The organism is Spirosoma harenae, assembly GCF_054776975.1.
Genome location: NZ_BAAHBD010000006.1, coordinates 421,230 through 442,466, shown reverse-complemented (window position 1 = coordinate 442,466; position 21,237 = coordinate 421,230). Strand labels below are relative to the sequence as shown.

Here is a 21,237-nt window from a genome sequence, read left to right as displayed (position 1 = left end):
ATTATCTTTAGTGTATGCAAGATGCCAAACTACTTTTGGTCGACGATGACCCCGATGTGCTACTGGCGGCCCGTCTGCTGCTCAAACGTCATGTTGCTTCGGTAGATATCGAAAAAAATCCCGAAAAACTACCTTTCCTTCTCAATAATAATCGCTACGACGCGATTGTGCTCGACATGAATTTCCAGCGCGACGTCAGTAGTGGTCGCGAAGGATTTGCCTGGCTTGATCGCATTTTAGACATTGATCCAAGTGCTCGGGTTGTGCTATTTACGGCCTATGGCGATGTCGAAATGGCCGTTCGGGCAATTAAAGCGGGGGCCGTTGATTTTGTCCTGAAACCCTGGCAGAACGATAAATTTCTGGAAACCATTCGCGGGGCTATTAGCAAAGCAGGTGGGAGTGTAGCGTCGTCTAGCGATTCAGGAAATGGGAAAGTGGATGGGGCTGCAGTAACAGCTAAAAAACCAGCCAAGCAAACGAACATCATTGGCTCGGCCATGCGTCCCGTTCTGGACACCGTTGAGCAAGTAGCGCCAACCGATGCTAATGTCTTGATTTTAGGCGAAAATGGAACGGGTAAAGATTTGATCGCCAGAGCTATACATGAACAATCAGATCGACATAATAAACCATTTGTCAGCGTCGACGTGGGCGCTTTGACCGAAAGTTTGTTCGAAAGCGAATTGTTCGGCCATGTGAAAGGTGCCTTTACAGATGCTCGTGACGATCGCGCTGGTCGGTTTGAAGAAGCCAGCGGAGGCACCATTTTTCTGGATGAAATTGGCAACTTAAGCCCATCGCAACAAGCTCGTTTATTAACGGTTCTACAACAGCGGCAAGTAACCCGCGTTGGGTCAAACAAAGCCCGTCCAATTGATGTACGACTGATCTGTGCTACCAATGCCGATTTGAATGAGCGCGTTGCTGACCGTTCGTTCCGGCAGGATTTATTATATCGGATAAACACGATTGAGTTGCACCTGCCCCCACTGCGCGAGCGCCCGTCGGATATTGGTGTATTGGCAGAGCATTTTGTGAAAAAATACGCCAAACAATACAATCGATCCGTTTCGGGAATAAGTCCGGCGTTATTGGCTGAAATGAAGCAATATCGTTGGCCGGGTAATGTGCGTGAGTTGCAACATGCGGTTGAGCGGGCTGTGATTTTGGCGCGCCCTGAATTAGTCGGTAATGGGCAAACTTTACTGGAACCGACAAATTTCGTCTTCAAAAATGGCGCTGCAGCTGTGTCGCCGGTGAACGAAACGCTTCAATTAGAAGATATGGAGCGAAATCTGATTCAGCAGGCCATGCAGAAACACCGAGGTAGCATTACCGATGTTGCCCGCGAGTTAGGACTTTCCCGACAAGCGCTGTATCGTCGGTTGGAGAAGTTTGGGTTGTAATTAAACAGGTTTATTTCAGACGATCCAGTAAAATAGTCAAGATTTGGTGTTGAGTTTGTGAGACCTGATCAAATTTTCGATTGACCTGAGAAAACCCTTCTCTCATTTCTTCTCGTAATTCGTCAATCTGGCTTTGCTGCTGATCAAATCGCTGAGGTATGTTAATTTTCTGATCGTCAAATTGTTGATTAACAGAATCAAATCGCTCATCAATTTGGATCTGTTGTTGATCAAACCGTTGATCTACAGAGTTAAAGCGCTCATCCGTTTGGGCTTGCTGTTGATCAAACCGTTGGTTGACTTGCTCAAATTGCTGACGCATTTCAATCGTCAAATTAGCAACTCCTCTTGCGGCAAGTTCTGCATTGGCGTCAGCACGAAGGGCTATTTCAAGGATATGTCCATTTGATTCAATCAGACGATCAGTCTTTTGGGCCACATCTGCCACTACAGGTTCAATTTGATCAAGGCGCTTATTAGGGTTCATTCGGACAGCAGTTATTCGGGTCGTAAATATACAGTTTGCCTATTATAAATTACAAATGGCGCCAGATTTAGTTTGGATCGCTCATGAGTAGCCCTAATTCCTGCGCAATTGCTTCCTGAGAAAGGCACACAATTTCATCGGGCGTTCGTCCACTAGGTTCGATGCCGGGTAAAACTGTCCAAGACATTCGCGAAAAAGAGGTGAGTGGAAATAATCCCGTTGGATTAAATCGGCCCGTTCCCTGAATGGCAATCGGTACGACCAATGCATTGGGAGCCCGTTTTAACAATGTGGCAACACCGCCGGGTACAAAAGGTTTCATTTGACCGGTAACAGACCGAGAACGGGTTCCTTCTGGAAAAATGACGGCTGATGTATTCGTTTGCTGAATCTGTTTGCCTAGCCGCGCAATTTCCAGAATAGCCTGCTTAGGGTCTTTACGGTCGATGAGGGCAGCTCCGCTTTTTCGGAGGTTGTAAGACACGCCGGGTATGCCATGCGCTAATTCAATTTTCGAGACGAACGTAGGTGTATGTTGACGTAGAAACCAAATAATGGGCGAAATGTCGAACATACTCTGGTGATTGGCTACGAAAATGATCGGGCGATCCGTAGGGAGATTCGGTTGCGGATGATAGCTGATGCTGCTACCAGTGAGGTACCAACCATAAGCAATGGCCGCGTTCATCCAATCGACCACTTTTTTGTGAGCGGGTCGACCAAAAAAATTAAAGGACGCTGCCTGCAAAACGTGGAAAATAACGAGTACTAAGCCAAAATAAAGCAGATAAATGCAACTCAACAGATAATCCAGAATCTTTTTCATAGGTAACGGGACACAACAATTCGCATCCCAAAATTAATCATCGACAGATTTTTATCCGGGAAAAAACAGTAAGTAGGCATATTCAATCGGTTATTATGTCGAACTTTACTCACGTTGAGCGATTAATTGACTATTTTTTTGTTTAAAGTACATGAGTTTATCAGGCACACGCGTTGAAGTGATGCAGTTCGTCGGCCAGACGATTGACGATTCTATTGATGACTATCTTAAACCAGTTGAAACTAACTGGCAACCAGCCGACTTGCTGCCTGATAGTACTAAAGAGACATTTATTGACGAAGTAAAATTCCTCCGCGAAAGCTGCCGCGAACTGTCGTACGATTATATCGCTGTACTCGTCGGGGATACCATTACCGAAGAAGCGTTACCGACCTACGAGTCGTGGCTGATGGATATGGAGGGCATCGACCAGGGAAATCCACACAGTTGGACACGCTGGATTCGAAGCTGGACCGCCGAAGAAAACCGGCACGGTGATCTGCTGAACAAATTTCTGTATCTATCGGGGCGGGTGAATATGCGGGCAATGGAAGTATCGACGCAGTACCTGATTGCGGATGGTTTCGACATTGGCACGGGCCGTGATCCGTATCGAAATTTCGTGTATACCTCCTTTCAGGAATTGGCAACCAACGTATCGCACCGTCGAACGGCGACGTTGGCTAAGCAAGCGGGTTGCAATCAATTGTCTAAAATTTGCGGGGTGATTGCGTCCGATGAGATGCGCCACGCCAAAGCCTATAAAGCTTTCGTAAGCCAGATTTTCGAGGTCGATCCGTCAGAAATGATGCTGGCTTTCGACGATATGATGCGCAAAAAAATCGTGATGCCTGCTCATTTTCTGCGCGAAACAGGTGTTAAACTAGGCGAAACATTCAGCCATTTCTCTGATGCTGCCCAGCGTCTGGGCGTTTATACAACGCAGGACTATATCGACATTGCCGAATCGCTGTTAGTCGATTGGAAAATTGATTCCGTTACGGGGCTCAACGATGCGGCCCAGCGTGCCCGCGATTATTTGATGGCGTTGCCCGCTCGATTACGTCGGGTTGCCGAACGCACCAAGATTCCGGCGCTTGAATATCCGTTTAGCTGGATTGCGGGATAGCATGAATCGGTTCGTTATTGGCATTATTTGGCGCATTGTCGCGCTGGTCACATTAACCAGCGCGATTACTTATTTCTGGCTCCAGGAAGCGAACGGACTGCTTATTTTCCCCTTACTCATTATTCATGTCATCGTAACGGCGAATCTGTATCGCTACGTGACCAGCCTGAATCGTAAACTGACGCGATTTCTGGAATCCGTACGATACTCTGATTTTGCCGTAGCTTTCCGCGCCGATAGCAATCTTGGGCCTTCGTTCCACGAACTGAACGATCAGTTCAACGAAGTGCTGGATGCCTTTCGACAGGCGAGGGCCGAAAAAGAAGCTAACCTCCACTACGTCAACACAATCGTTCAGCACGTGAGCGTGGGTCTGTTGACGTTCGACGCGGCCGGACAAGTCGAACTGGTGAACCAAACCGCCCTGCGACTACTCGGCATTTACCGCCTTCGGACATTAAATGATCTCAATCCGACCCATGCTGATTTAGCCGAATTGCTTCGGACAACAACTGCATCGCCGATACCAACTTCCCATCAAATTGGCGCCGATGGCGAGTTATCCATTCGATGCACCGCCGTTCGGTTGCGGGGACGCCTGGTAACCGTCGTGTCGATGCAGAACATTCGGACGGAATTACAACAGCGCGAACTCGATGCCTGGCAAAACCTGACCAAGGTACTCCGGCACGAAATTATGAATTCCATCACACCGATAGTATCCTTGGCGGGTACGATGCGCGATATTGTCGAAACGGATTTAGTACCCCTGGCGGAATCGTCGGCAGAGGAAAACAACGGGACATCGACAGCGTTGCCAGCCTACGTTGGTGAATCGATCAGCGACTTACGCGACGCCTTGACCACCATTGAACAGCGTGGAGCAGGTGTGATGCAGTTTGTGGATGCCTATCGAAATTTCACGACCATTCCCCAGCCCATTTTTGCCGACGTACCGGTCGAATCGTTATTGCGTAATACGGTTCAATTAGCGAAGGCCAATGCACCGCAAGCGCAAATTACCTGCAAAGTTTCATCGCCCAATTTAGCGATCCGGGCCGATGCTGCCCAGATCGAAATGATCCTGATCAACCTGATCAAAAATGCGGTCGAAAGTTTGGGGCAAACACAGGTTCCGATCATTCATCTCGACGCCGAGGCAATCGGTCCTCGCGTAGTGATCCGCGTAACGGACAATGGCCCCGGTATTGAACCCGAAGCGCTGGAGCAAATTTTCATTCCCTTCTATACGACCAAGAAAACCGGCTCGGGCATTGGGCTAAGCCTGTCCCGCCAAATGATGCAACTCCACAACGGCCAGCTCACTGCCGAATCGACTCCCGGCCAAGGCAGCACCTTCATCCTGACATTCTGAGTTTTTCGTTATACTTACGATAAAGTTAGTTGCGCTATGCTCGAGATGTTTGCATAACTCTTTCTTTACTCTAGTTTGGTTGGTTAATGGCCCTGGAATGGTTGTATTGCAGATATTACCGACTTATATGTCTCATGACAACAAAGCTAAATTCTGTACAACTCCATCTGCTCCAGTTATTTGCTCACGAGATGACAGAGCAGGAGCTAAATGATATTAAGCAACTTTTGGCGGATTATTACGTGCGAAAAGCCGATGAAGAAATGGCCAGACTTCAACAGCAACAACCAATTCATCAGAGCGACCTAGATGCACTTTTGAATACGCACCTTCGTACACCTTATCGCGAACAATGAGGGTGTTGCTCGATACAAATATCATTTTGGTTATTAACCTTATTTTTCGTCGTACCGATGGGAGTACAGAGATGTTACGTGTGACTTTAAATACTAGCGTAGCGCATCAGCTGTCTTTTGCGAGTAGTCGTCTAAACTATCCTCCTCAACGATATGTACATGAGGCTGATTCGCTAATAACTGAATGGCCTGTTCATAGGGTTTGTACAATTTTCGATCCTTAGGCCGAGCAACCAGTACATCGAAGCGCGCGTTGCGCCGTTCTGCATAGTCATTAAGAACAGTGAATTGCCCTACGTTAAGCGTTGCTTTTTCGTTGATTGACTGCTCTAACTTCAAATCAAAACTAACAGGCTTCACTAAGTTAAAACTACCATTTTGCCAGGCAAATGTGAACTGATAAGCAAAACTTGTTCCTTCTGGTTTAACTGTAATCGGGCGTTCAAAAGCCTCACGAGATAATAGACCATCAAGACGCTGGCGAAGAAGTTGTTTGTATTCTTTTAGCAGATAGGTTTCGTCATGGCGAGGCCGATAGTTCTCTTCATCATAAAAAGAGAGATACAATTTATAGAATTGCTCGCCAATTGCCGATAAATCCTCTGTGTATAGAACCGATGTTTTTACATCGCTAAACTGTAGGGCACTACTATCGCGAATAAGAATTTCGTTGTCAATAAGTTGCCGAGTATGTGCTTCGTAATCGGCGAAGATTTCAGGCTGTTTCGTTAGTTGGTTAGTTCGAGCGACAATACCCTTGAAATAGGAGCGGATAACCTTTTCAGAAAATTTAGGATATAATTTTCGAATACGCCCCAACCGCTCGGGATGGAGAAAAACGGCCTGGCGTTGCTCAGGGAACAGTAGCAACACACCAACGTTCAGCACCTCACCCAGCGACTGTGCGTACCGATATTGAAGGAGGCTATAATAGAATACTGAGTTCACGCGATTAATGTTGTTAAGAATTTACTTTGTTAAGTTATTATCATGGCCGGAAAACTATAGTATTGTGATAATCTAAATAAATAGATGAAGGCCTATTTTCTTGTAAAGAGGGCAGTATCAGCAAATTTTTTCCGTGATATTGATAATATTCCCGCCCATTATCAAACTCTTCTTTAATTCGTTTGCTTACCTCTACTTTAAAATCTGGCGTGACTGTTATATAACCATTATCAAATAGTTTATGCATGTCTGAACGGAGGAGCAAGCCGTTTGACGTTCGATTAGGACCAGCTTCTACAAACGGCTTAATATGAGCTGCCTCCAAAACAGGTAAAGTTTTCTCACCTGTAATAGCACATCGTTTATTGTATGCGTCGATTACCGAAAGGCGAAACGCGCCCTGACCAATTCTCACTTTGCGCAATACTGGATTTCCATATTGTGGCCCTTCTTCTGCCACTGCAAATGAATTTTTAGTGTCCAGCGCAGAAGCCAAATAGCGTTTCAAAACAGTTTCGGTTTGTTGCCATAGTTGCAGCCCGATTTCATCTCGTGTACTGTATGTCTTTCCTTGTACAATACTTGGACTCCAATTTTCAGGGGTAGGTATCCAGTCCTCCTTCTCAAAGAACACTGGATTAGTCAGAGCTATGCAGCCAATAGTCGGATTGCGTTCTGAGTCGCCACGATATTTCTGAATAACTGACCGAAATTCTTCTAATGTATCAAAACCGTTTCTCGACTGAAACGTGTCCCAAGCGGTTGAGAGAGGAATTTGACTTTGGGCTGCGAAAAAACCAATTCCGCCAATAGCGTTATATGGGCTTTTCAGTTTGAATAAGAAAGCACCACCAGCATTAAGAGCGCGGAATGCGCTTCTGCCTCCAGGCTGCCAAAAGTTTACATCTTCCGGAGACTGCTTGTTCAAATAATTATACCAGCGCCAATCAGTGGTACCTAAATAATATTCCATACCTCTAATGTAAGAAATCCGGAGTTGGATACTAGATACAAGCTAACCTCAAAAAACGCATTTTTTAAGGTTTACAGCCAATGATTACATCAGATTTGAGCCACACTTATATAGCTAACCTTAAAAAGCGCCTTTTTTGAGGTTAGCTATTTACCTTTTCGAAATCAACGACTCCTTGAACTCAGGCTTTATTCGCTTCTTAGAGGCTTGTTCATAAGCGTAACCCATTGCGAGTAATTGGCCTTCTTGATAGGCGCTGGCTATGAGGGAGAAGCCGACGGGGAGGTTGTGGACGGTGCCCGTTGGGATCGTTAGGTGGGGGTAGCCTGCCATAGCGGCTGGTTGGCAGAAGTAAAAACCGGTGTCGTAGTCGCCGTTGATGAGGTCGATGCAACCGGCTGGGCCGATGCTGGTACCCGCAATGGCATCTAACGTTTGGGTCGTCATCAACTGGTCGATGCGTTGGCGCCAGCTGCGGGTTTTGGCCAGGGCTTCGGTGTATTCTTTAGTCGTTAGGTCGCCTTTGGCTTCGCTGCTTTCGAGGGTTTCCTGTTTGAAAAACGGCATGGCTTTGGCCTGATTCTGCTTGTTGAAGGCAATCACATCGGCCAGCGATTTCACCCGTGCATTCGCTTTCGATAGGTAGCGATTCAGGCCGTCTTTAAACTCGTATTGCAACACGGTAAATTCAGCATTACCCGTTTCCCGAAGCTCTTTGCGCAACTCGACTTCAACAACGGTAGCGCCCTGTTTTTTCAGTACGTCAATGGCTGCTTTGTATAGAGCAACCACATCTTCGTGGCCTTCCAGAAATGATTTTTCAACGCCAATTCGTTTGCCTTTTAACCCATCAGCTTTCAAAAACTGGGTGTAATCGGTTGCGCTTTTACCCCGACTTTCGAGCGTGACGGCGTCGACTGGATCAACGCCTGCCAACGCACCGAGCAAAATGGCGGCATCGGTTACGGTTCGGGCCATTGGTCCGGCGGTGTCCTGCGTGTGCGAGATGGGAATAATCCCGCTCCGGCTAACCAAGCCCACCGTTGGTTTCAGGCCAACAAGTCCGCAGTGCGACGAAGGGGCAATGATAGAACCGTCGGTTTCGGTACCCACGGCCACGGCGCATAAATTAGCTGATACCGCTGAACCAGAACCGGAGCTGGAACCACTTGGATTTCTGTCTAACATGTACGGATTTCGGGTTTGTCCACCCCGGCTACTCCAGCCACTGGTCGAGCGGGTTGATCGAAAGTTGGCCCATTCGCTCAGGTTGGTTTTACCCAGAATCACCGCACCCGCCTTTCGCAACTGCGCGACTATAAATGCATCGGTAGCCGCTTTGTGGCCTTCCAACGCTAACGAACCCGCTGTCGTCATCATTTGATCGCCGGTATCGATGTTGTCTTTGATCAGTATCGGAATGCCGTGCATCGGCCCACGTACTTTACCGGCTTTCCGTTCCTGATCCAGTCCTTTCGCCATCGTCAGCGCATCGGGATTGATTTCTATGATTGCGTTCAGACGTGGTCCCTTTTTGTCGATGGCGTCGATACGATCCAAATAGAGTTTGGTGATGACTTCGGACGTGTACTCACCCGACTTCATTTTCTGCTGAAGATCGTTGATGGTCAGTTCGTTAAGGGCAAATTCATCAACGAATGGTTTCTCGTCGCCTGAGGAACTTGCTGATTGCGGAGAAGAACAGGCTGCTGCGGTAAGCGATGCCGCTGATACAGAAACGATTGAACTCTGCTGAATGAAGCGCCGTCGGTTCACGAAAACACAGATAGAGTTTGAGCTGATTAAACAAAAACGCGAGTGGCACAAATATACCACTCGCGTTTACTAATGCTCCTCAATTACCACTTATGCCAACGCCCTGGCAAACAGGCCAACTCGCTCGCGGAGCAAATAACCACTGATGTCGCTGCGGAGATTGCCGTTGAGGGTAAATACGCGCAAATCGGAAGACAGGTTAGCGTATTTATCCAAAGCTTTAAACCACGCCGTACGATCCAGATAAGGAGCCAGCAGAATGCGTGCCTGGTTTAGGGCGCGGTGTTGCCGGGGCGACCAGATTGGCCGTTGACGATACACAAACCCTTGCCCGTTGAGCAGGTCTGGAAGCGACTGGGGAGGTGCCATCGGAACCAGCTCGGCGAGCAGATACAGTCCTAGTTCAACATTGAGCAATCGGTTGGCCACCATGCCGGGCAAAGCATGCCGAAACCGAAGGCGGGTTGCCAGTGGCTCTTGCCAGCCTAACAGGCTAGCAAGAGCTGGGCGGGAAGCGGTGGCGAGGAGCGTGTTCATTTGTCTGTTGTTGTTTACTGATCTGATTCAAATTTCGCACACCGAGAACGTAATCTTTTTACGTTGTACTAATTATTTTCAATTATTTTTTAAATGTTTCGACTAATTGACAAACTGGCCTGTTGGCGCCACTCTGGGAAATGAATACACGCGTTGCTGATCGTTGCCTTTTATGTTCCAGCTTTCGTAAAAACAGATGATCAGCAGCCACTCTGATACGTCGGCCTGACTGGCTTCGTAGCCGCGTCGACGCAGGGAATTTTGTACGTCCGTAACGGTTACTCCTCCCGTTGCCAGAATGAGTTCTGTCGCGGCAAACCGGATCGCCAGTGGGTTCAGTTTTTTACGTTGTGTTTCCATGCTACGAGTTGATTTTGACGATGTACCGAGGGGTACATTGCGCTGGGTTAGACACAATAAATTCAGGTTGCTGTGGACTGACTCCCTGCCGGGAAAACATCGATAGAAAGCTGGATCGCTTTAGCGTATCGGTAGCTGATCGCAGATGGCGAGGTTCCTCTTGGGTTGCGTCTAATTGATCGCCAACATGCACTTCGTAGATTGTCAAATAGCCTTCTTCGGCAAAACTTCCATACCAGAGCGCCAACGTTTTGCGATTCGTATGCTGGTGTACATGCGCATTAAAGGCTTTGTCGGTAGCCGTTTGACGAACACTGAAAACAGCGTCGAGTCGGTGGGCTTCTGACCCCATCATTCGACGAATAAAGTTCAGCGTGTAGTTGTCGATAACGGGCTCAATCGCCAGACTAACTACATATCCCTGAGCTAATTTTTCCCGGAATTTTTTGTTCCATTGCGCCATCGGATAAGTAACCGTACTCCGTATGCCACCCACCCGGCCATAATGCACAGTGAACGTATCAGTATCGTTCTCACACATTTCGTAGTATTTGTTATTCGTTCCGGCCGTTACCAGAATCAACTTCGCCGTTCGGGTAGCGATATCGGTTGATTCAATGGGAGCGGGCGTTGTGTTGGCAGTGGGGGGCAGATTCGTTGGGTAGAGACGAATCGTTTTTCCGGTATTGGCTGGGGCAGAAGAATTCCATACCCGTTGCAGCAATTGATTGAACATGAGAGTAGTTGGGTTAGAATTAGGTTATAGTTAAGCCAGCATTTTTCGTAATACGCCCAGTCGATTGCGCGAGAAACCAACCGTTTTTTCCGCGAAGTGGCTACAGTCGCGGCTAAGATCAAAAGCGAGTCGATGGCCTGGCGAGGCAGCGTACGCGCTCAGGAGCGTCTGCCAGTGCAGGTTATTCGTAAAATGCGATAGAAGTAAACGTCCCCGATTCAGGTACTTTTGCTGGCGGGGAGTCAGATGAGAGCGAAGTTCATCGTCGGGTCGAAGCAGGTCTGGCAAGGCCGTTGGCGGTGCCGTCGGATATAACTGCTGCAAGAGAAAAAGGCCCAGTTCGAGGTCAACTAATTGACGGGTCGAAAGCGACGGGCGGGCTACGTAAGCCGAAGCGTTTGATTGCGGACGCGAGCTATGAGTCATGATTGTCTATGTGAATGTCCGATTCAAAACTATATCCATCAAAACGTAATCTATTTACGGCCTTCGATTTTTTCTAAAAAATATTTTCCGTTGCTTTGCGATGGCATGGGCAGAGGGGTAAGGGCATGGGGTTAATCACTGTATTACACTCAGCCCTTACCCCTTCGCCCTTCGCCCTTACCCCCATGCCTTATGCCAATCACCCGATCTGCTTTTCAGCGTTACCGACTTATTGATGAAGTGATCAGCCGGTACCCGCGTCGGTATTCCAAACAACGGCTATTTGAACTGTGCCAGGAGAAATGCGGTATCCGATCAATCTCGTCGCTCGAAAAAGACATTCAGCGGATGCGGGAGGATCACGACGCGCCAATTGCCTACGACAAACGCCTAAATGGCTACTACTACACCGACCCGCAGTTTCGTTTGTTGAGCCTGATGCTTACGCCCGACGATATGGACGCGCTGGAGCAGGCGCGTGAGGTGTTGGCAGCCACACAAGGCGCATCGGTGGCCGACGAGCTCGATAATGCCCTACAGCGCGTTCGGCAGAGTCTGGATATTATTCGAGAAGTGAAAACAGATGCACCGACGCGCCGGGTCGTTTACGTCGAAGAGAAGATTTTAGGCGGCAATCGGCAATATGTGCCAGTGTTGATTCGCGCAGTCAATCAGAATCGTCAGGTGGCGTTTCGGTACCTGAAACACGAAGAAGCTGTATCAATGACGAGCCGCCAGGCGCAACGAAAAGCGCTATTAACAGCACGAGCGAAAGCCCCAACGTCAACAATTCTCGAACGGCCGAAACTGCGCATTCTGCACCCGATTTTATTGAGGGAGGTCGCTGATAGTTGGTACGTGATTGGCTACGATGCGGCCAGTGGTCGCGAAAAAACCTTCGCCCTCGACCGCATGAGTGAACTCGAACTTCTAGACGATCCCTGCGATGTGCCGCCGAAGGTATTGGCTAGCGTGAGTGAATTGTTCGAGCATATTTACGGCATTACCGATAGTCACGGCCCTGTTGAAGAGATTGTACTGTCGTTCAGTCCATTATTTGGTCAATACGTAAAAGCCAAACCCATTCATCAAACGCAGGAAGTCCTAAGTGATACCGAAAGCGAATGCGTTGTAAGACTCAGATTGGCACCCAACCGCGATTTGCTCATGCACCTGCGTAGTTATGGCGAACATTTGATGGTCTTAGAACCGGAGAGTCTGGTAAACGAAATGAAACTATCGCTGGCGGCTACGCTGGAAAAATATAGCTAAGTCAAATATGCCCACCTTTACAACCATCCTACAAAAATTCGGCGAGAAAGGCGATAAAACTCGCTGGACCTACATCGAAATTCCAATTGCGATCACCGACGAACTGAAACCTGGTAACAAAAAAAGTTTTCGGGTAAAGGGAGCGCTTGATAAGTACCCAATCAAACAAATCGCGCTTTTACCACTAGGCCGTTCGGTTGAGCGTGTCACAGACGGATTAGAAGGCGGATTTATGATGCCGATCAATGCAGACATGCGACGAGGAATGGGTAAAGAGGAAGAGGGCACTTCCGTGCAGGTGACATTAGAAGTCGATAATGATCCCATACCTGTATCGGCTGATTTGCTCGATTGTCTGGAAGATGATCCGACGGCAAAAGCTCATTTTCAATCGCTGAGCAAAGGGCATCAAAACTATTTCTCAAATTGGATCGAGGAAGCCAAAACTATCGAAACCAAAACCAAGCGACTCACGCAGGCCGTTACGGGGCTAAGTATGAAAATGGATTTTGGTCAAATGATTCGGCACTTCAAAAAGGTCTGAACCGGGATTCATGGGATTGAAGGGATTAAACTGATTTTGTTTTCACTTCTTTGAAGCAACACAACCATTTACAAAATCAGCTTAATCCCTTCAACCTCATAAATCCCGGTTCTTAGTTAAGCGGAATCGTCAATTTCAAACAAATATTACGCCCCATGCCATACATGCCCAGGTAGCCATTCGGCGATCGGGTGAAATATTCGAAATACTTCAATCGGCTCAAATTTGACTGGTAGACTGTATCGAATAAGTTATTGACCTGGAACAGAGCGCGTAGAGCTGGTCGGTCTTTTCCAAGATGTATTTGCCCATCAATACCAAAATTGACAAGGGTAAACGCGGCTGTAGCCGTTTCGGTATCGTTTAGACCCAGGTAGCGATCTTGTCGGGCGTTGTAATCGACGTCGGCTTTGACCGTAAGATCAGTTAACCAATTGCTCTTGACAGGTAGAATCTGACTGACACCTGTTGTGATGCGGAGTGGGGGAATAAACGGTAAATATTCGCCTTGTACACCTGCATCGGTGTAGCGTGCTCCCCGATTGTAGCCGTGAACCATCGAGATGTTATTATCGAAGGTAAAGCCACGCCAGTTTGTCGGGTGAATACTGAGCTGGGTTTCAAAACCAAAAAGCTGGGCTGATGCCTGTTGATATTGAAAGGTTCTGTTCCCTGGGACAATGACAACTGGTTCGCCCTGTGCATCAACCAATTGTGATAGCGAAATGTAGTTCAGAATGTAATTATTAAATACACTGACACCGAAGTTTACGTCAGGAAAGGTAGCGGTCAGGCCAATGTCTTCCTGAATACTGAACTCGGGTTTGAAATTTCGGTTACCGATGTAAACGATGTGTGCACCTGGATCGAGGCCATTAGAGGCAATTTCAGTAATACTTGGCGCGCGGTATCCACGAGCAATATTTGCTTTCAGAGCTAGTTTGTCAGAGAATTCATAGGTCAGACCAAAGCTGGCTGAGATGCCCGTAAACGATTGCTTCAACTGCGGATACTGCAAGGTTGCGCCAATCGTATCGGGCAGCAAAACGTGTTGATCGAAGCCGGTTCTTGGATTGTTACGGACGTAAAAATCATCCCCATGCAAGCTCCGATTATCGTAGCGCAGCCCACCACTCAGGGTTAATTTTTCAGCCTGCCATTTTAGGAAAACAAACGAGCCGACATCGAAGAGGCTGTAATCGGGAATGGGGAAAGCCGTTCCGTTTTTGTTTTTATTCGCCTGATACATTCCATTGACACCCACGGTTGTTGCCAGATGACCAATGTTCGGGAGATTGTATCGCACCCCATAATTCAACGTATTGAGTCGTACATACAAACTGGGTTGATCCACATTTGTCGGATGACTGTATTCTCGGCGTACATTCTGCTGGAAAGCGAGCAACACATCAATCTCGCCATTGCCAATCTGATAGTGATTGTTGGTATGCAGTCGATAATGCTGGATATGCTGATGTAACGGGCTAAGATGATACGAAGAAAGCTCGCTGGCCGGTACAATGGGTCGATTTTGAATATCGTCCAGATCCGTTTCGGCAACTTGTTTGGTAAACTGACGTGTGAGCGAATCACGGCTTCCGTCGGGAATTCCCTGCAGATTATCATAGAGCGACGCCCCAAAACGGGAGTAGCCCTGATGCCCCGTATAGCCGAGCATAGCCGTTAGGGTTCGTTCAGAGAACCCCGTATTATAAACTCGTCCGTCAATTTTGTTTTTGTAATTGGTAGCCGCCCGAATCGACCCGCGCAAATTCCACGCCCACCGCGATCCCCCCGACGCCAGACTGATCGACTCACCCAGAAGCCGATTATTGGATTGATACTCGGTGACAATGCCCACCTTTAGTTTGCCTTCGGTATCTTTCGGATACATAGGCAGCATACTTACCACACCCGCCAGTGCATCGGAGCCATACATCAAACTGGCCGGACCTTTTATTACTTCGGCCCGATCAATATTGTAGTTATCGACTTCAATTCCATGTTCATCACCCCATTGCTGGCCTTCCTGACGAACTCCATCGTAGAGCGTTAAAACCCGGTTGTAGCCTAGCCCGCGAATAAACGGTTTCGAAATATTAGGACCGGTTTTTACCGCATTCAGGCCGGGCGCATTCTTAACCAGCACATCAATAATATTACTGCTGGCTGTTCCCTCGATAGCCCGGTGCGAAATAGCTAAAATTGCTACGGGATTTTGGCGGAGTAGTGTGCCGCGTGTAACACCTGTTACAACCACTTCATTTAGAGCATTTACAACGGGTAATAAAGTGGCCGAATAGCTATCCGTTCCGGGGGCAACGGTGATCGTATCGGATTTAAAGCCGACGCAGGAAATGATCAGTTCGTGAGGGAGCGTGTCTAATTTGATAGCTACAGAGAATTGCCCACGAGCGTCTGTAATAGCGCCTTTATTTTGGCCCGTAACCGTAATATTTCCAAACGGAATGGGTTTATGGCTATCGGCGTCGGTAACCGAACCGCGAATAATTCGATTAGGAGATGGCTGTGCATACAGCAGACCTCCGGTTAGCCTAAGACCGAAAAGTCCTAGACTAATTACCAGGAAAAATAATTTCATTCAGGATGTTGTTTGATTGGGTAGATCACGACTAAACCATGCAAAGCACTGATTATGAAATCAGTGTGCACGAAATCAGGAAGTTGTCAAACAACGGGCGGCCCTCGATGCGAAAAATAACGGAATGGAGAAGAATACTGAAAAACGCGATCTTTAACTAGAAAAACGCCTTTCGAATGCGTTCGGAGCAGGAAAAGGAAAGCAAAGAAACTAGTCAGAATAACTGGCAGATTACCAGCTAATTCCAACATTAAAATTTCCTGGGCTGTGTGATTGTTTGGCTGGATAGGCCCTTTCCCAAATGGCCAGTAGGGGTGCGCGTGAACAATCAGTCGTCCATTTTCCAGTCGGTGCGCATGGCGAAACACAACACCGTTGAGCCACATGGCCAGGAACAGGCCAAGCAACACACGAGCCACGTGTAACCGATGATTATGGAGGCAATTGATCAATTGATTATCTACTTAACAATCAGCCTGACAAACGTTTTGTTACCAAAGGTACAAACTGACCTGATAAAAGGTTTTAGACTCGTCTAAAAAATTTATCAGGAGCAAATAAAATGAGTTAAATACTATTTTTACAAGCTTTTGCTTAAGTAGACGCAGCTTATCGTCAGTATTATTCAAAATTAGGATAAAGAATCCACACCAATTTATGACCTATTCAATCGATGCCTATAAGTGCTCTCGTTGCCAGGAAGTAGTTTTCCATACGATAGTAACGTCGTTATATCACGGAGGGCGATCTGTCAGGATTTATTCCGATGGTTATTCGCAGAGTATGGGTTCTCGGCGCTTTGTTCAGTGTCCACTTTGTGCTCATTATCAGCGTAGTCAGGATTTAATTCCCCTGAATAAATCGATTCGTGATTATGTATCCGACTATCCTGATTTCCTCGAAGAAGATGAGTTAGGTCGAAGAAACCCCCGCCAGGTAGTTGGGCTTGGTTTAGCAGAATATTGTCAGTTGATACACAACTTACCGTTTCCATTAACCAAGGATGAGGAGCTATATATACGCAACCGGATACGATGGGGATTCAATTCGTTCTTTCGTGAGTATAGTGAAAATGTTGGGATTACTTATTCGCTGTCAACGGGAGAATATGTTCGCAGACGGATTCGGTTACCCAAGCGCTGCGAAATAGGCAATGCCTTCTGGCAGGAAAACCTGAAGCGAATTGTTGACTTAAATTCGGGAATCACGGTCAATGAGTGTTTATCGAAAGCCGATGCACTACGTTGTTTAGGCGATTTTCAGAGAGCGTTATCAATCCTGCAATCTATCGAGCAATTAGCTGATTTGGCCGAAGAAACAGGTCTAACTGAAATGCAACGAATTGCCTACGAGGAACTCAGTCACGCTTGTCGACGAAAAAACAGACGGCCTTTTGTTGTTAGAGATCCTCACGCCGTAACGCTCTGGTGGTGATTTCTCCATAACAGACAGGAGTTTAGGTAGCAGGATATTCTACGGATCGCCCCCAGTTCACTAATTCCTCAGCCGACCATAACGCTGGGAAAAACACACGTCGCTGCTGAATCGGGGGGAGATAGGTTTGCCAGTTGGTACCGCCGGTTGCTTTGATATCTTCTGGCTCTTTATGTAAGTATTGCACTGCCGATCGTAAGTGCGCCAGTTTCCAGCGTACGTTTACCCGCCAATCGTACTCGCGCAGAGCGCTGACCAATTCAGTTGACACCTGGCCTGACGAGGCTAATTGCTCGAATCGATGATTCAGGTTTTTGGCTTCGTACTCCTTCGCGAATCGAATCAGACTTGATTTATAGTGTTGATCAAACTGTCGAAGCGTAAGCGTTTTTTGTTGGGTAGATAATTCCGTTGCGCCCTGTTTCCAGTACAAAAAATCGTATAGGTCATCCACAGAGGCTGGTTCTTCGGGAGCCGACACCAGCAGATTCCGGAAATCGGTCGAGACGATTTCAATTTCGCGAAACTGTACCGACTGGAAGCCACTGGATGGTAGCAGCGCCATGCGAAATTTTAAAAACTGTTCGCGCTCCATACCCGAAATCATCACCCCAAACGAATCTTCGAGCAAGTTGACATACCGATTGATGCGTTGTAATCGAGCCACAAAAAACGCAGTGGTGAGAGGAGATGCGTCAGCTATCTGAGCAATTTCGTGCAGAATCAGTTTGAAGTATAATTCGGTGATTTGATGGTACGTAACGAAAATCAGCTCGTCGGGGTAAGCTGTTTTAGGGTTCTGTAACGAAAGGAGGGTTTCGAGGTGAATATAATCCCAATAAGTCAGGTAATCAGCCTGAAGCAGCCCGTCGAGGTAGGAGGCTATGTCTTGCCCCATTGCTGCGAATTTCTGTTCAAGCTGAGCTAGTTTGTTGTTGAGTGACTCGTCCATACGGTTATCATTATGAATCTGCTATAAAGGTCGTAAGTTGATCACTTCTTTGTGAACTTTGTACGCACCTTTGGGTTTTGAAACCACTATGAACGTAGAAAATAAAACCATCATTATTTCCGGCGCATCGCGGGGAATCGGTCGCGCAACCGCTTTATTGCTGGCTCAACATGGCGCTAATGTCGTCGTAACGGCTCGAAACGCCGACGAATTAACCCAGCTCGAAAAAGAAGCAACTGAAGGGCATGTACGCGGTAAAATTGTCGCCGTGCCCGGCGACGTAAGCAACGAGGCCGATATGGACGCCGTTGTAAAAACGGCTCACGATCAATTCAAACACATTGATGTTGTGATCAACAACGCGGGTTACGGCATCTTCAAAAACATCGATGAAATTTCCGCCAGCGAATGGGACGACCTGATGGCCACCAACGTGAAAGGCACGTTTCTGCTGACAAAAGCGGCTTTGCCTATTTTAAAAGCACAGCATTCGGGACATATCGTCGTCGTCGCTTCCGATGTAGCCAAACGTACCTTCGCCGGTGGAGCATTGTATACGGCCAGCAAATACGCGCAGGAAGCGTTTACAGGCGCATTACGCAAAGAAGTACGTTCTTTGAATATCAAAGTAACGGGCGTTTACTCCGGCCTGGTCGATTCCAGTTTCCACGCCGAAGGGCATCGACAGGAAAGCCGGGGAAGCTGGCTCAAAAACGAAGACATGGCCGAGTCAATGCTCTTTATTGTCAGCCGCCCAGCGCATGTTGTGATTGACGAATTTATGATTCACCCACTTTCGCAGGAATATTAAAGAGATGTAGGATATATGATGTATTAACTAGCAAAAACATACATCATATACCCTACATCAAAGTGTATACTTCAGCGCCAAATTCACAATCCGCCCTTCGAGCGGGGCCCAGATGGGGCGGAAAGATGGCTGGCTGATCGGCCCAGTTACGACGGTTTCGTAGTTGGCCTGTTTGATGTTGAATAGGTTTTCAGCGTTCAAAACCAGTCGCCAGTGGTCGTTGTAGTGGTATTCGGCGGCACCAGCGAAGAACCAGTAATTGCGTACTTTTTCGTTATTATACAGATATTGCGTGCCCACGTAACTGCTTTCGATTCCAAACCGGAAATGCTCATTTTCCCAGGCTAGTGTCGTCGAAAATTTGTCCTGCGGAGCTAAGGGTAGATATGTATTGTCCGTTGGGCCATCACGGCGAGCTAAAGTATGATTGTAGCCGAAATACAGTTCGTACGATTGGTATTCGAGCCGAACATAGGTATCAGTTCCAAGACTTAGTATATTGTATGGCGCATTAATCAGCTGGGTATAAGCGCCCAAATTGTTTGATAGGCTGGAGAAAGTCGATACAACAGGCGAATTGACGTATGTATAATAAAACGCCTGATCGACCTGTACCGAAAATCCACTCTCGAAAGTTTTTGAATAAGCAATGTCAATGTTTGTTCCGACTGATTTTTCGGCTTTTACCGCGTTGATATCAATCGGTAACAAGCGCGGGAAAATCAGACTGACGCCTAATTGGCCCGGCGTTTGATTTACAAACAGGTTTGGGGCTTTGTAACCCGTTCCGGCGCTTAATCGTACTGTCCACGGTTCAGAAGGTTTAATTTTTACGGATAATCGAGGCAGTAGAAAACTCCCAAACGTATTGTGATGGTCAAGACGCAAACCAGCCTGTAGTGCTACTTTTTCGCCAAGTTGCCAATCATCCTGTACGAACGCGCCGACAGTAGCATACGTATAATTCAATAACCGAGTACTATCTGGATTTTTGCGGAATGATTCAATGGTCAGATTTAATCCGCCAATCAATTGATGTTTACCAAGCTTTGCGAAATCGTTCGCTTCCAGATACACCGACGACTGGTTACCGTCCGATAATTTCTGGTAATCCGTATTCTGTCGGTGAAACGTACTGAAAGCACCTTTGAGCGTAATTATGTTCGTCGCTGATGTAGTATGGCTGGCGTCAAAATCAACAGTATGTCGTTGTAAATCAGTGATATTTTGGTAGGCGTTTGGTTGTGCGCCTTCCAGCGCTGGTAAATAGCCACCTTCCCGATGTTCGGTTGTGAACGCGTAACCAATATTCAGTTTGGTGTGTTCCGAAGGGTTGTAGAAAAACTTGGGATGAAAATTGAATTGTTTGATTTGCGGGCTATCGGTATACCCATCGCCAGTTACATCGACGGCCTGTTGGTTAGTATAGCCCGTAAAAAGAGTCAGGCCGGTTTTGCCGTATCGTTGCGAGTAGTAGGCATTCAGGTTCGTTTCTTTCAGATTCGAGTGATTGAGTAGAGCCGTAAATTCAGGCTTTTCAGACGTTGGGGATTTCGACACAATGTTGATCATTCCACCAATAGCGCCACCCCCATACAAGGTTGAAACCGATCCTTTGACCACTTCAATCTGTTTCAAATCAAGCGGTGGAATTTGTAAAACCCCCAGATTGCCCGAGAAGCCTTCATAAAGCGGCAAACCATCGCGCAGAATCTGCGTGTATTTAGGGTCAAGCCCCTGCATCCGAATCGCCTGATTCCCGTTTACTGCTGATGTCCGCTGCACGTGAATAATGGAAATATCGCCCAGAATACTGCTCACATTGCCCGGAACTACGGCACTTTCTTCGTCCATATCTTCCAGACCCAGTACTTCCACTTTGATGGGCAAATCCTCAATGCGTGAATTCGTACGAGTAGCCGTAACGGTCACTTCATCAATAGCTTCGTCAGCCGATTTGAGGTGAAAAACCAACGTATCATTACCCGATGTTAATGGAAATGATTCGGTTTCGTAACCAACAGCACTAACCGTAAGCGCCGTAATGCTAGCTGGCAGATTGGGCATTGTTGCAACACCTTTAGCATCCGTAGCACCACCAATCATGGGTTTGATGGATGAAGAAGTTCGGATTGTGGCCCCAATAATAGGCTCGTGAGTTGCACTATCTTCAACCCGAATAATACGGTTGGTCTGGCTAAATGCTGGCACGATAGCCAGTGTAAATAGTATAAAGAGCAAGAATTGTTTCATAATTGGCTGTATTTCCTGCAAGATTCGGAAC

Annotated in this window: 21 protein-coding genes; 8 read left to right on the top strand and 13 right to left on the bottom strand. The window is 47.3% G+C overall.

All coding sequences use genetic code 11. The features are described 5' to 3' along the window. Positions 1-14: 14 nt before the first annotated feature. Positions 15-1,409, top strand: a complete 1,395-nt coding sequence (locus ACYVE4_RS05575) for a sigma-54-dependent transcriptional regulator (RefSeq protein WP_460995983.1) — start codon at positions 15-17, stop codon at positions 1,407-1,409. Positions 1,410-1,419: 10 nt separating this feature from the next. Here the strand turns inward: ACYVE4_RS05575 and ACYVE4_RS05570 are convergent, their stop codons facing one another. Together ACYVE4_RS05570 and ACYVE4_RS05565 are read right to left on the bottom strand one after the other, a co-directional pair. Continuing rightward, positions 1,420-1,896, bottom strand: a complete 477-nt coding sequence (locus tag ACYVE4_RS05570; protein ID WP_460995982.1) for a hypothetical protein — start codon at positions 1,894-1,896, stop codon at positions 1,420-1,422. Between the two features lie 67 nt (positions 1,897-1,963). Next, positions 1,964-2,722, bottom strand: coding sequence for a lysophospholipid acyltransferase family protein (locus tag ACYVE4_RS05565; RefSeq protein WP_460995981.1), 759 nt, complete (start codon positions 2,720-2,722; stop codon positions 1,964-1,966). A 151-nt stretch (positions 2,723-2,873) separates the two neighbouring features. Here ACYVE4_RS05565 and ACYVE4_RS05560 point away from each other — a divergent pair, with 151 nt between their 5' ends. The 3 genes from ACYVE4_RS05560 to ACYVE4_RS05550 all read left to right on the top strand — a co-directional run bounded on the left by ACYVE4_RS05560 (position 2,874) and on the right by ACYVE4_RS05550 (position 5,582). Then, positions 2,874-3,851 (top strand): acyl-ACP desaturase, encoded by a 978-nt coding sequence (locus tag ACYVE4_RS05560; RefSeq protein ID WP_460995980.1) that lies wholly within the window; start codon positions 2,874-2,876, stop codon positions 3,849-3,851. 1 nt (position 3,852) lies between these two features. Beyond that, complete coding sequence (locus tag ACYVE4_RS05555; RefSeq protein ID WP_460996063.1) at positions 3,853-5,226, top strand: sensor histidine kinase; 1,374 nt, start codon at positions 3,853-3,855, stop codon at positions 5,224-5,226. A 134-nt stretch (positions 5,227-5,360) separates the two neighbouring features. Beyond that, positions 5,361-5,582 carry a hypothetical protein gene (locus ACYVE4_RS05550; protein WP_460995979.1) on the top strand — a complete coding sequence of 74 codons (222 nt, stop codon included), beginning with the start codon at positions 5,361-5,363 and terminating at the stop codon, positions 5,580-5,582. A 93-nt stretch (positions 5,583-5,675) separates the two neighbouring features. On the opposite strand, the gene ACYVE4_RS05545 is transcribed toward ACYVE4_RS05550, so the two are convergent. From ACYVE4_RS05545 to ACYVE4_RS05515, 7 genes are all read right to left on the bottom strand, one after another. Beyond that, positions 5,676-6,530, bottom strand: coding sequence for a DUF3037 domain-containing protein (locus ACYVE4_RS05545; RefSeq protein WP_460995978.1), 855 nt, complete (start codon positions 6,528-6,530; stop codon positions 5,676-5,678). 40 nt (positions 6,531-6,570) lie between these two features. Continuing rightward, entirely contained in the window at positions 6,571-7,503 is a 933-nt protein-coding gene (locus tag ACYVE4_RS05540; protein ID WP_460995977.1) for an HNH endonuclease, read from the bottom strand. A 150-nt stretch (positions 7,504-7,653) separates the two neighbouring features. After that, complete coding sequence (locus tag ACYVE4_RS05535) at positions 7,654-9,279, bottom strand: amidase (protein ID WP_460995976.1); 1,626 nt, start codon at positions 9,277-9,279, stop codon at positions 7,654-7,656. Between the two features lie 90 nt (positions 9,280-9,369). Next, positions 9,370-9,816 carry a pPIWI_RE_Z domain-containing protein gene (locus ACYVE4_RS05530; protein WP_460995975.1) on the bottom strand — a complete coding sequence of 149 codons (447 nt, stop codon included), beginning with the start codon at positions 9,814-9,816 and terminating at the stop codon, positions 9,370-9,372. A 102-nt stretch (positions 9,817-9,918) separates the two neighbouring features. Further along, the gene (locus tag ACYVE4_RS05525; RefSeq protein WP_460995974.1) at positions 9,919-10,176 is read right to left on the bottom strand and encodes a hypothetical protein; all 258 of its coding nucleotides are present in this window, start codon (positions 10,174-10,176) and stop codon (positions 9,919-9,921) included. Position 10,177: 1 nt separating this feature from the next. After that, positions 10,178-10,912: a hypothetical protein gene (locus tag ACYVE4_RS05520; RefSeq protein WP_460995973.1), complete on the bottom strand. Its 735-nt coding sequence runs from the start codon at positions 10,910-10,912 to the stop codon at positions 10,178-10,180. Between the two features lie 30 nt (positions 10,913-10,942). After that, complete coding sequence (locus tag ACYVE4_RS05515; RefSeq protein ID WP_460995972.1) at positions 10,943-11,338, bottom strand: pPIWI_RE_Z domain-containing protein; 396 nt, start codon at positions 11,336-11,338, stop codon at positions 10,943-10,945. Between the two features lie 192 nt (positions 11,339-11,530). Here ACYVE4_RS05515 and ACYVE4_RS05510 point away from each other — a divergent pair, with 192 nt between their 5' ends. Together ACYVE4_RS05510 and ACYVE4_RS05505 are read left to right on the top strand one after the other, a co-directional pair. After that, complete coding sequence (locus ACYVE4_RS05510) at positions 11,531-12,610, top strand: helix-turn-helix transcriptional regulator (RefSeq protein ID WP_460995971.1); 1,080 nt, start codon at positions 11,531-11,533, stop codon at positions 12,608-12,610. 7 nt (positions 12,611-12,617) lie between these two features. Beyond that, entirely contained in the window at positions 12,618-13,154 is a 537-nt protein-coding gene (locus tag ACYVE4_RS05505; protein ID WP_460995970.1) for a YdeI/OmpD-associated family protein, read from the top strand. Between the two features lie 112 nt (positions 13,155-13,266). On the opposite strand, the gene ACYVE4_RS05500 is transcribed toward ACYVE4_RS05505, so the two are convergent. Then, positions 13,267-15,756 carry a TonB-dependent receptor gene (locus tag ACYVE4_RS05500; RefSeq protein WP_460995969.1) on the bottom strand — a complete coding sequence of 830 codons (2,490 nt, stop codon included), beginning with the start codon at positions 15,754-15,756 and terminating at the stop codon, positions 13,267-13,269. An 86-nt stretch (positions 15,757-15,842) separates the two neighbouring features. Beyond that, entirely contained in the window at positions 15,843-16,175 is a 333-nt protein-coding gene (locus ACYVE4_RS05495) for a hypothetical protein (RefSeq protein ID WP_460995968.1), read from the bottom strand. A 238-nt stretch (positions 16,176-16,413) separates the two neighbouring features. Here ACYVE4_RS05495 and ACYVE4_RS05490 point away from each other — a divergent pair, with 238 nt between their 5' ends. Beyond that, on the top strand, positions 16,414-17,190 hold the full coding sequence (locus ACYVE4_RS05490; protein ID WP_460995967.1) for a hypothetical protein: 777 nt from the start codon (positions 16,414-16,416) through the stop codon (positions 17,188-17,190). Between the two features lie 22 nt (positions 17,191-17,212). Here the strand turns inward: ACYVE4_RS05490 and ACYVE4_RS05485 are convergent, their stop codons facing one another. Next, positions 17,213-18,142, bottom strand: a complete 930-nt coding sequence (locus ACYVE4_RS05485; RefSeq protein ID WP_460995966.1) for a tryptophan 2,3-dioxygenase family protein — start codon at positions 18,140-18,142, stop codon at positions 17,213-17,215. Between the two features lie 88 nt (positions 18,143-18,230). Here ACYVE4_RS05485 and ACYVE4_RS05480 point away from each other — a divergent pair, with 88 nt between their 5' ends. Continuing rightward, positions 18,231-18,953 (top strand): SDR family oxidoreductase, encoded by a 723-nt coding sequence (locus ACYVE4_RS05480; RefSeq protein ID WP_460995965.1) that lies wholly within the window; start codon positions 18,231-18,233, stop codon positions 18,951-18,953. Between the two features lie 57 nt (positions 18,954-19,010). Here the strand turns inward: ACYVE4_RS05480 and ACYVE4_RS05475 are convergent, their stop codons facing one another. Then, positions 19,011-21,206 carry a TonB-dependent receptor gene (locus tag ACYVE4_RS05475; RefSeq protein WP_460995964.1) on the bottom strand — a complete coding sequence of 732 codons (2,196 nt, stop codon included), beginning with the start codon at positions 21,204-21,206 and terminating at the stop codon, positions 19,011-19,013. Between the last annotated feature and the right edge of the window lie 31 nt (positions 21,207-21,237).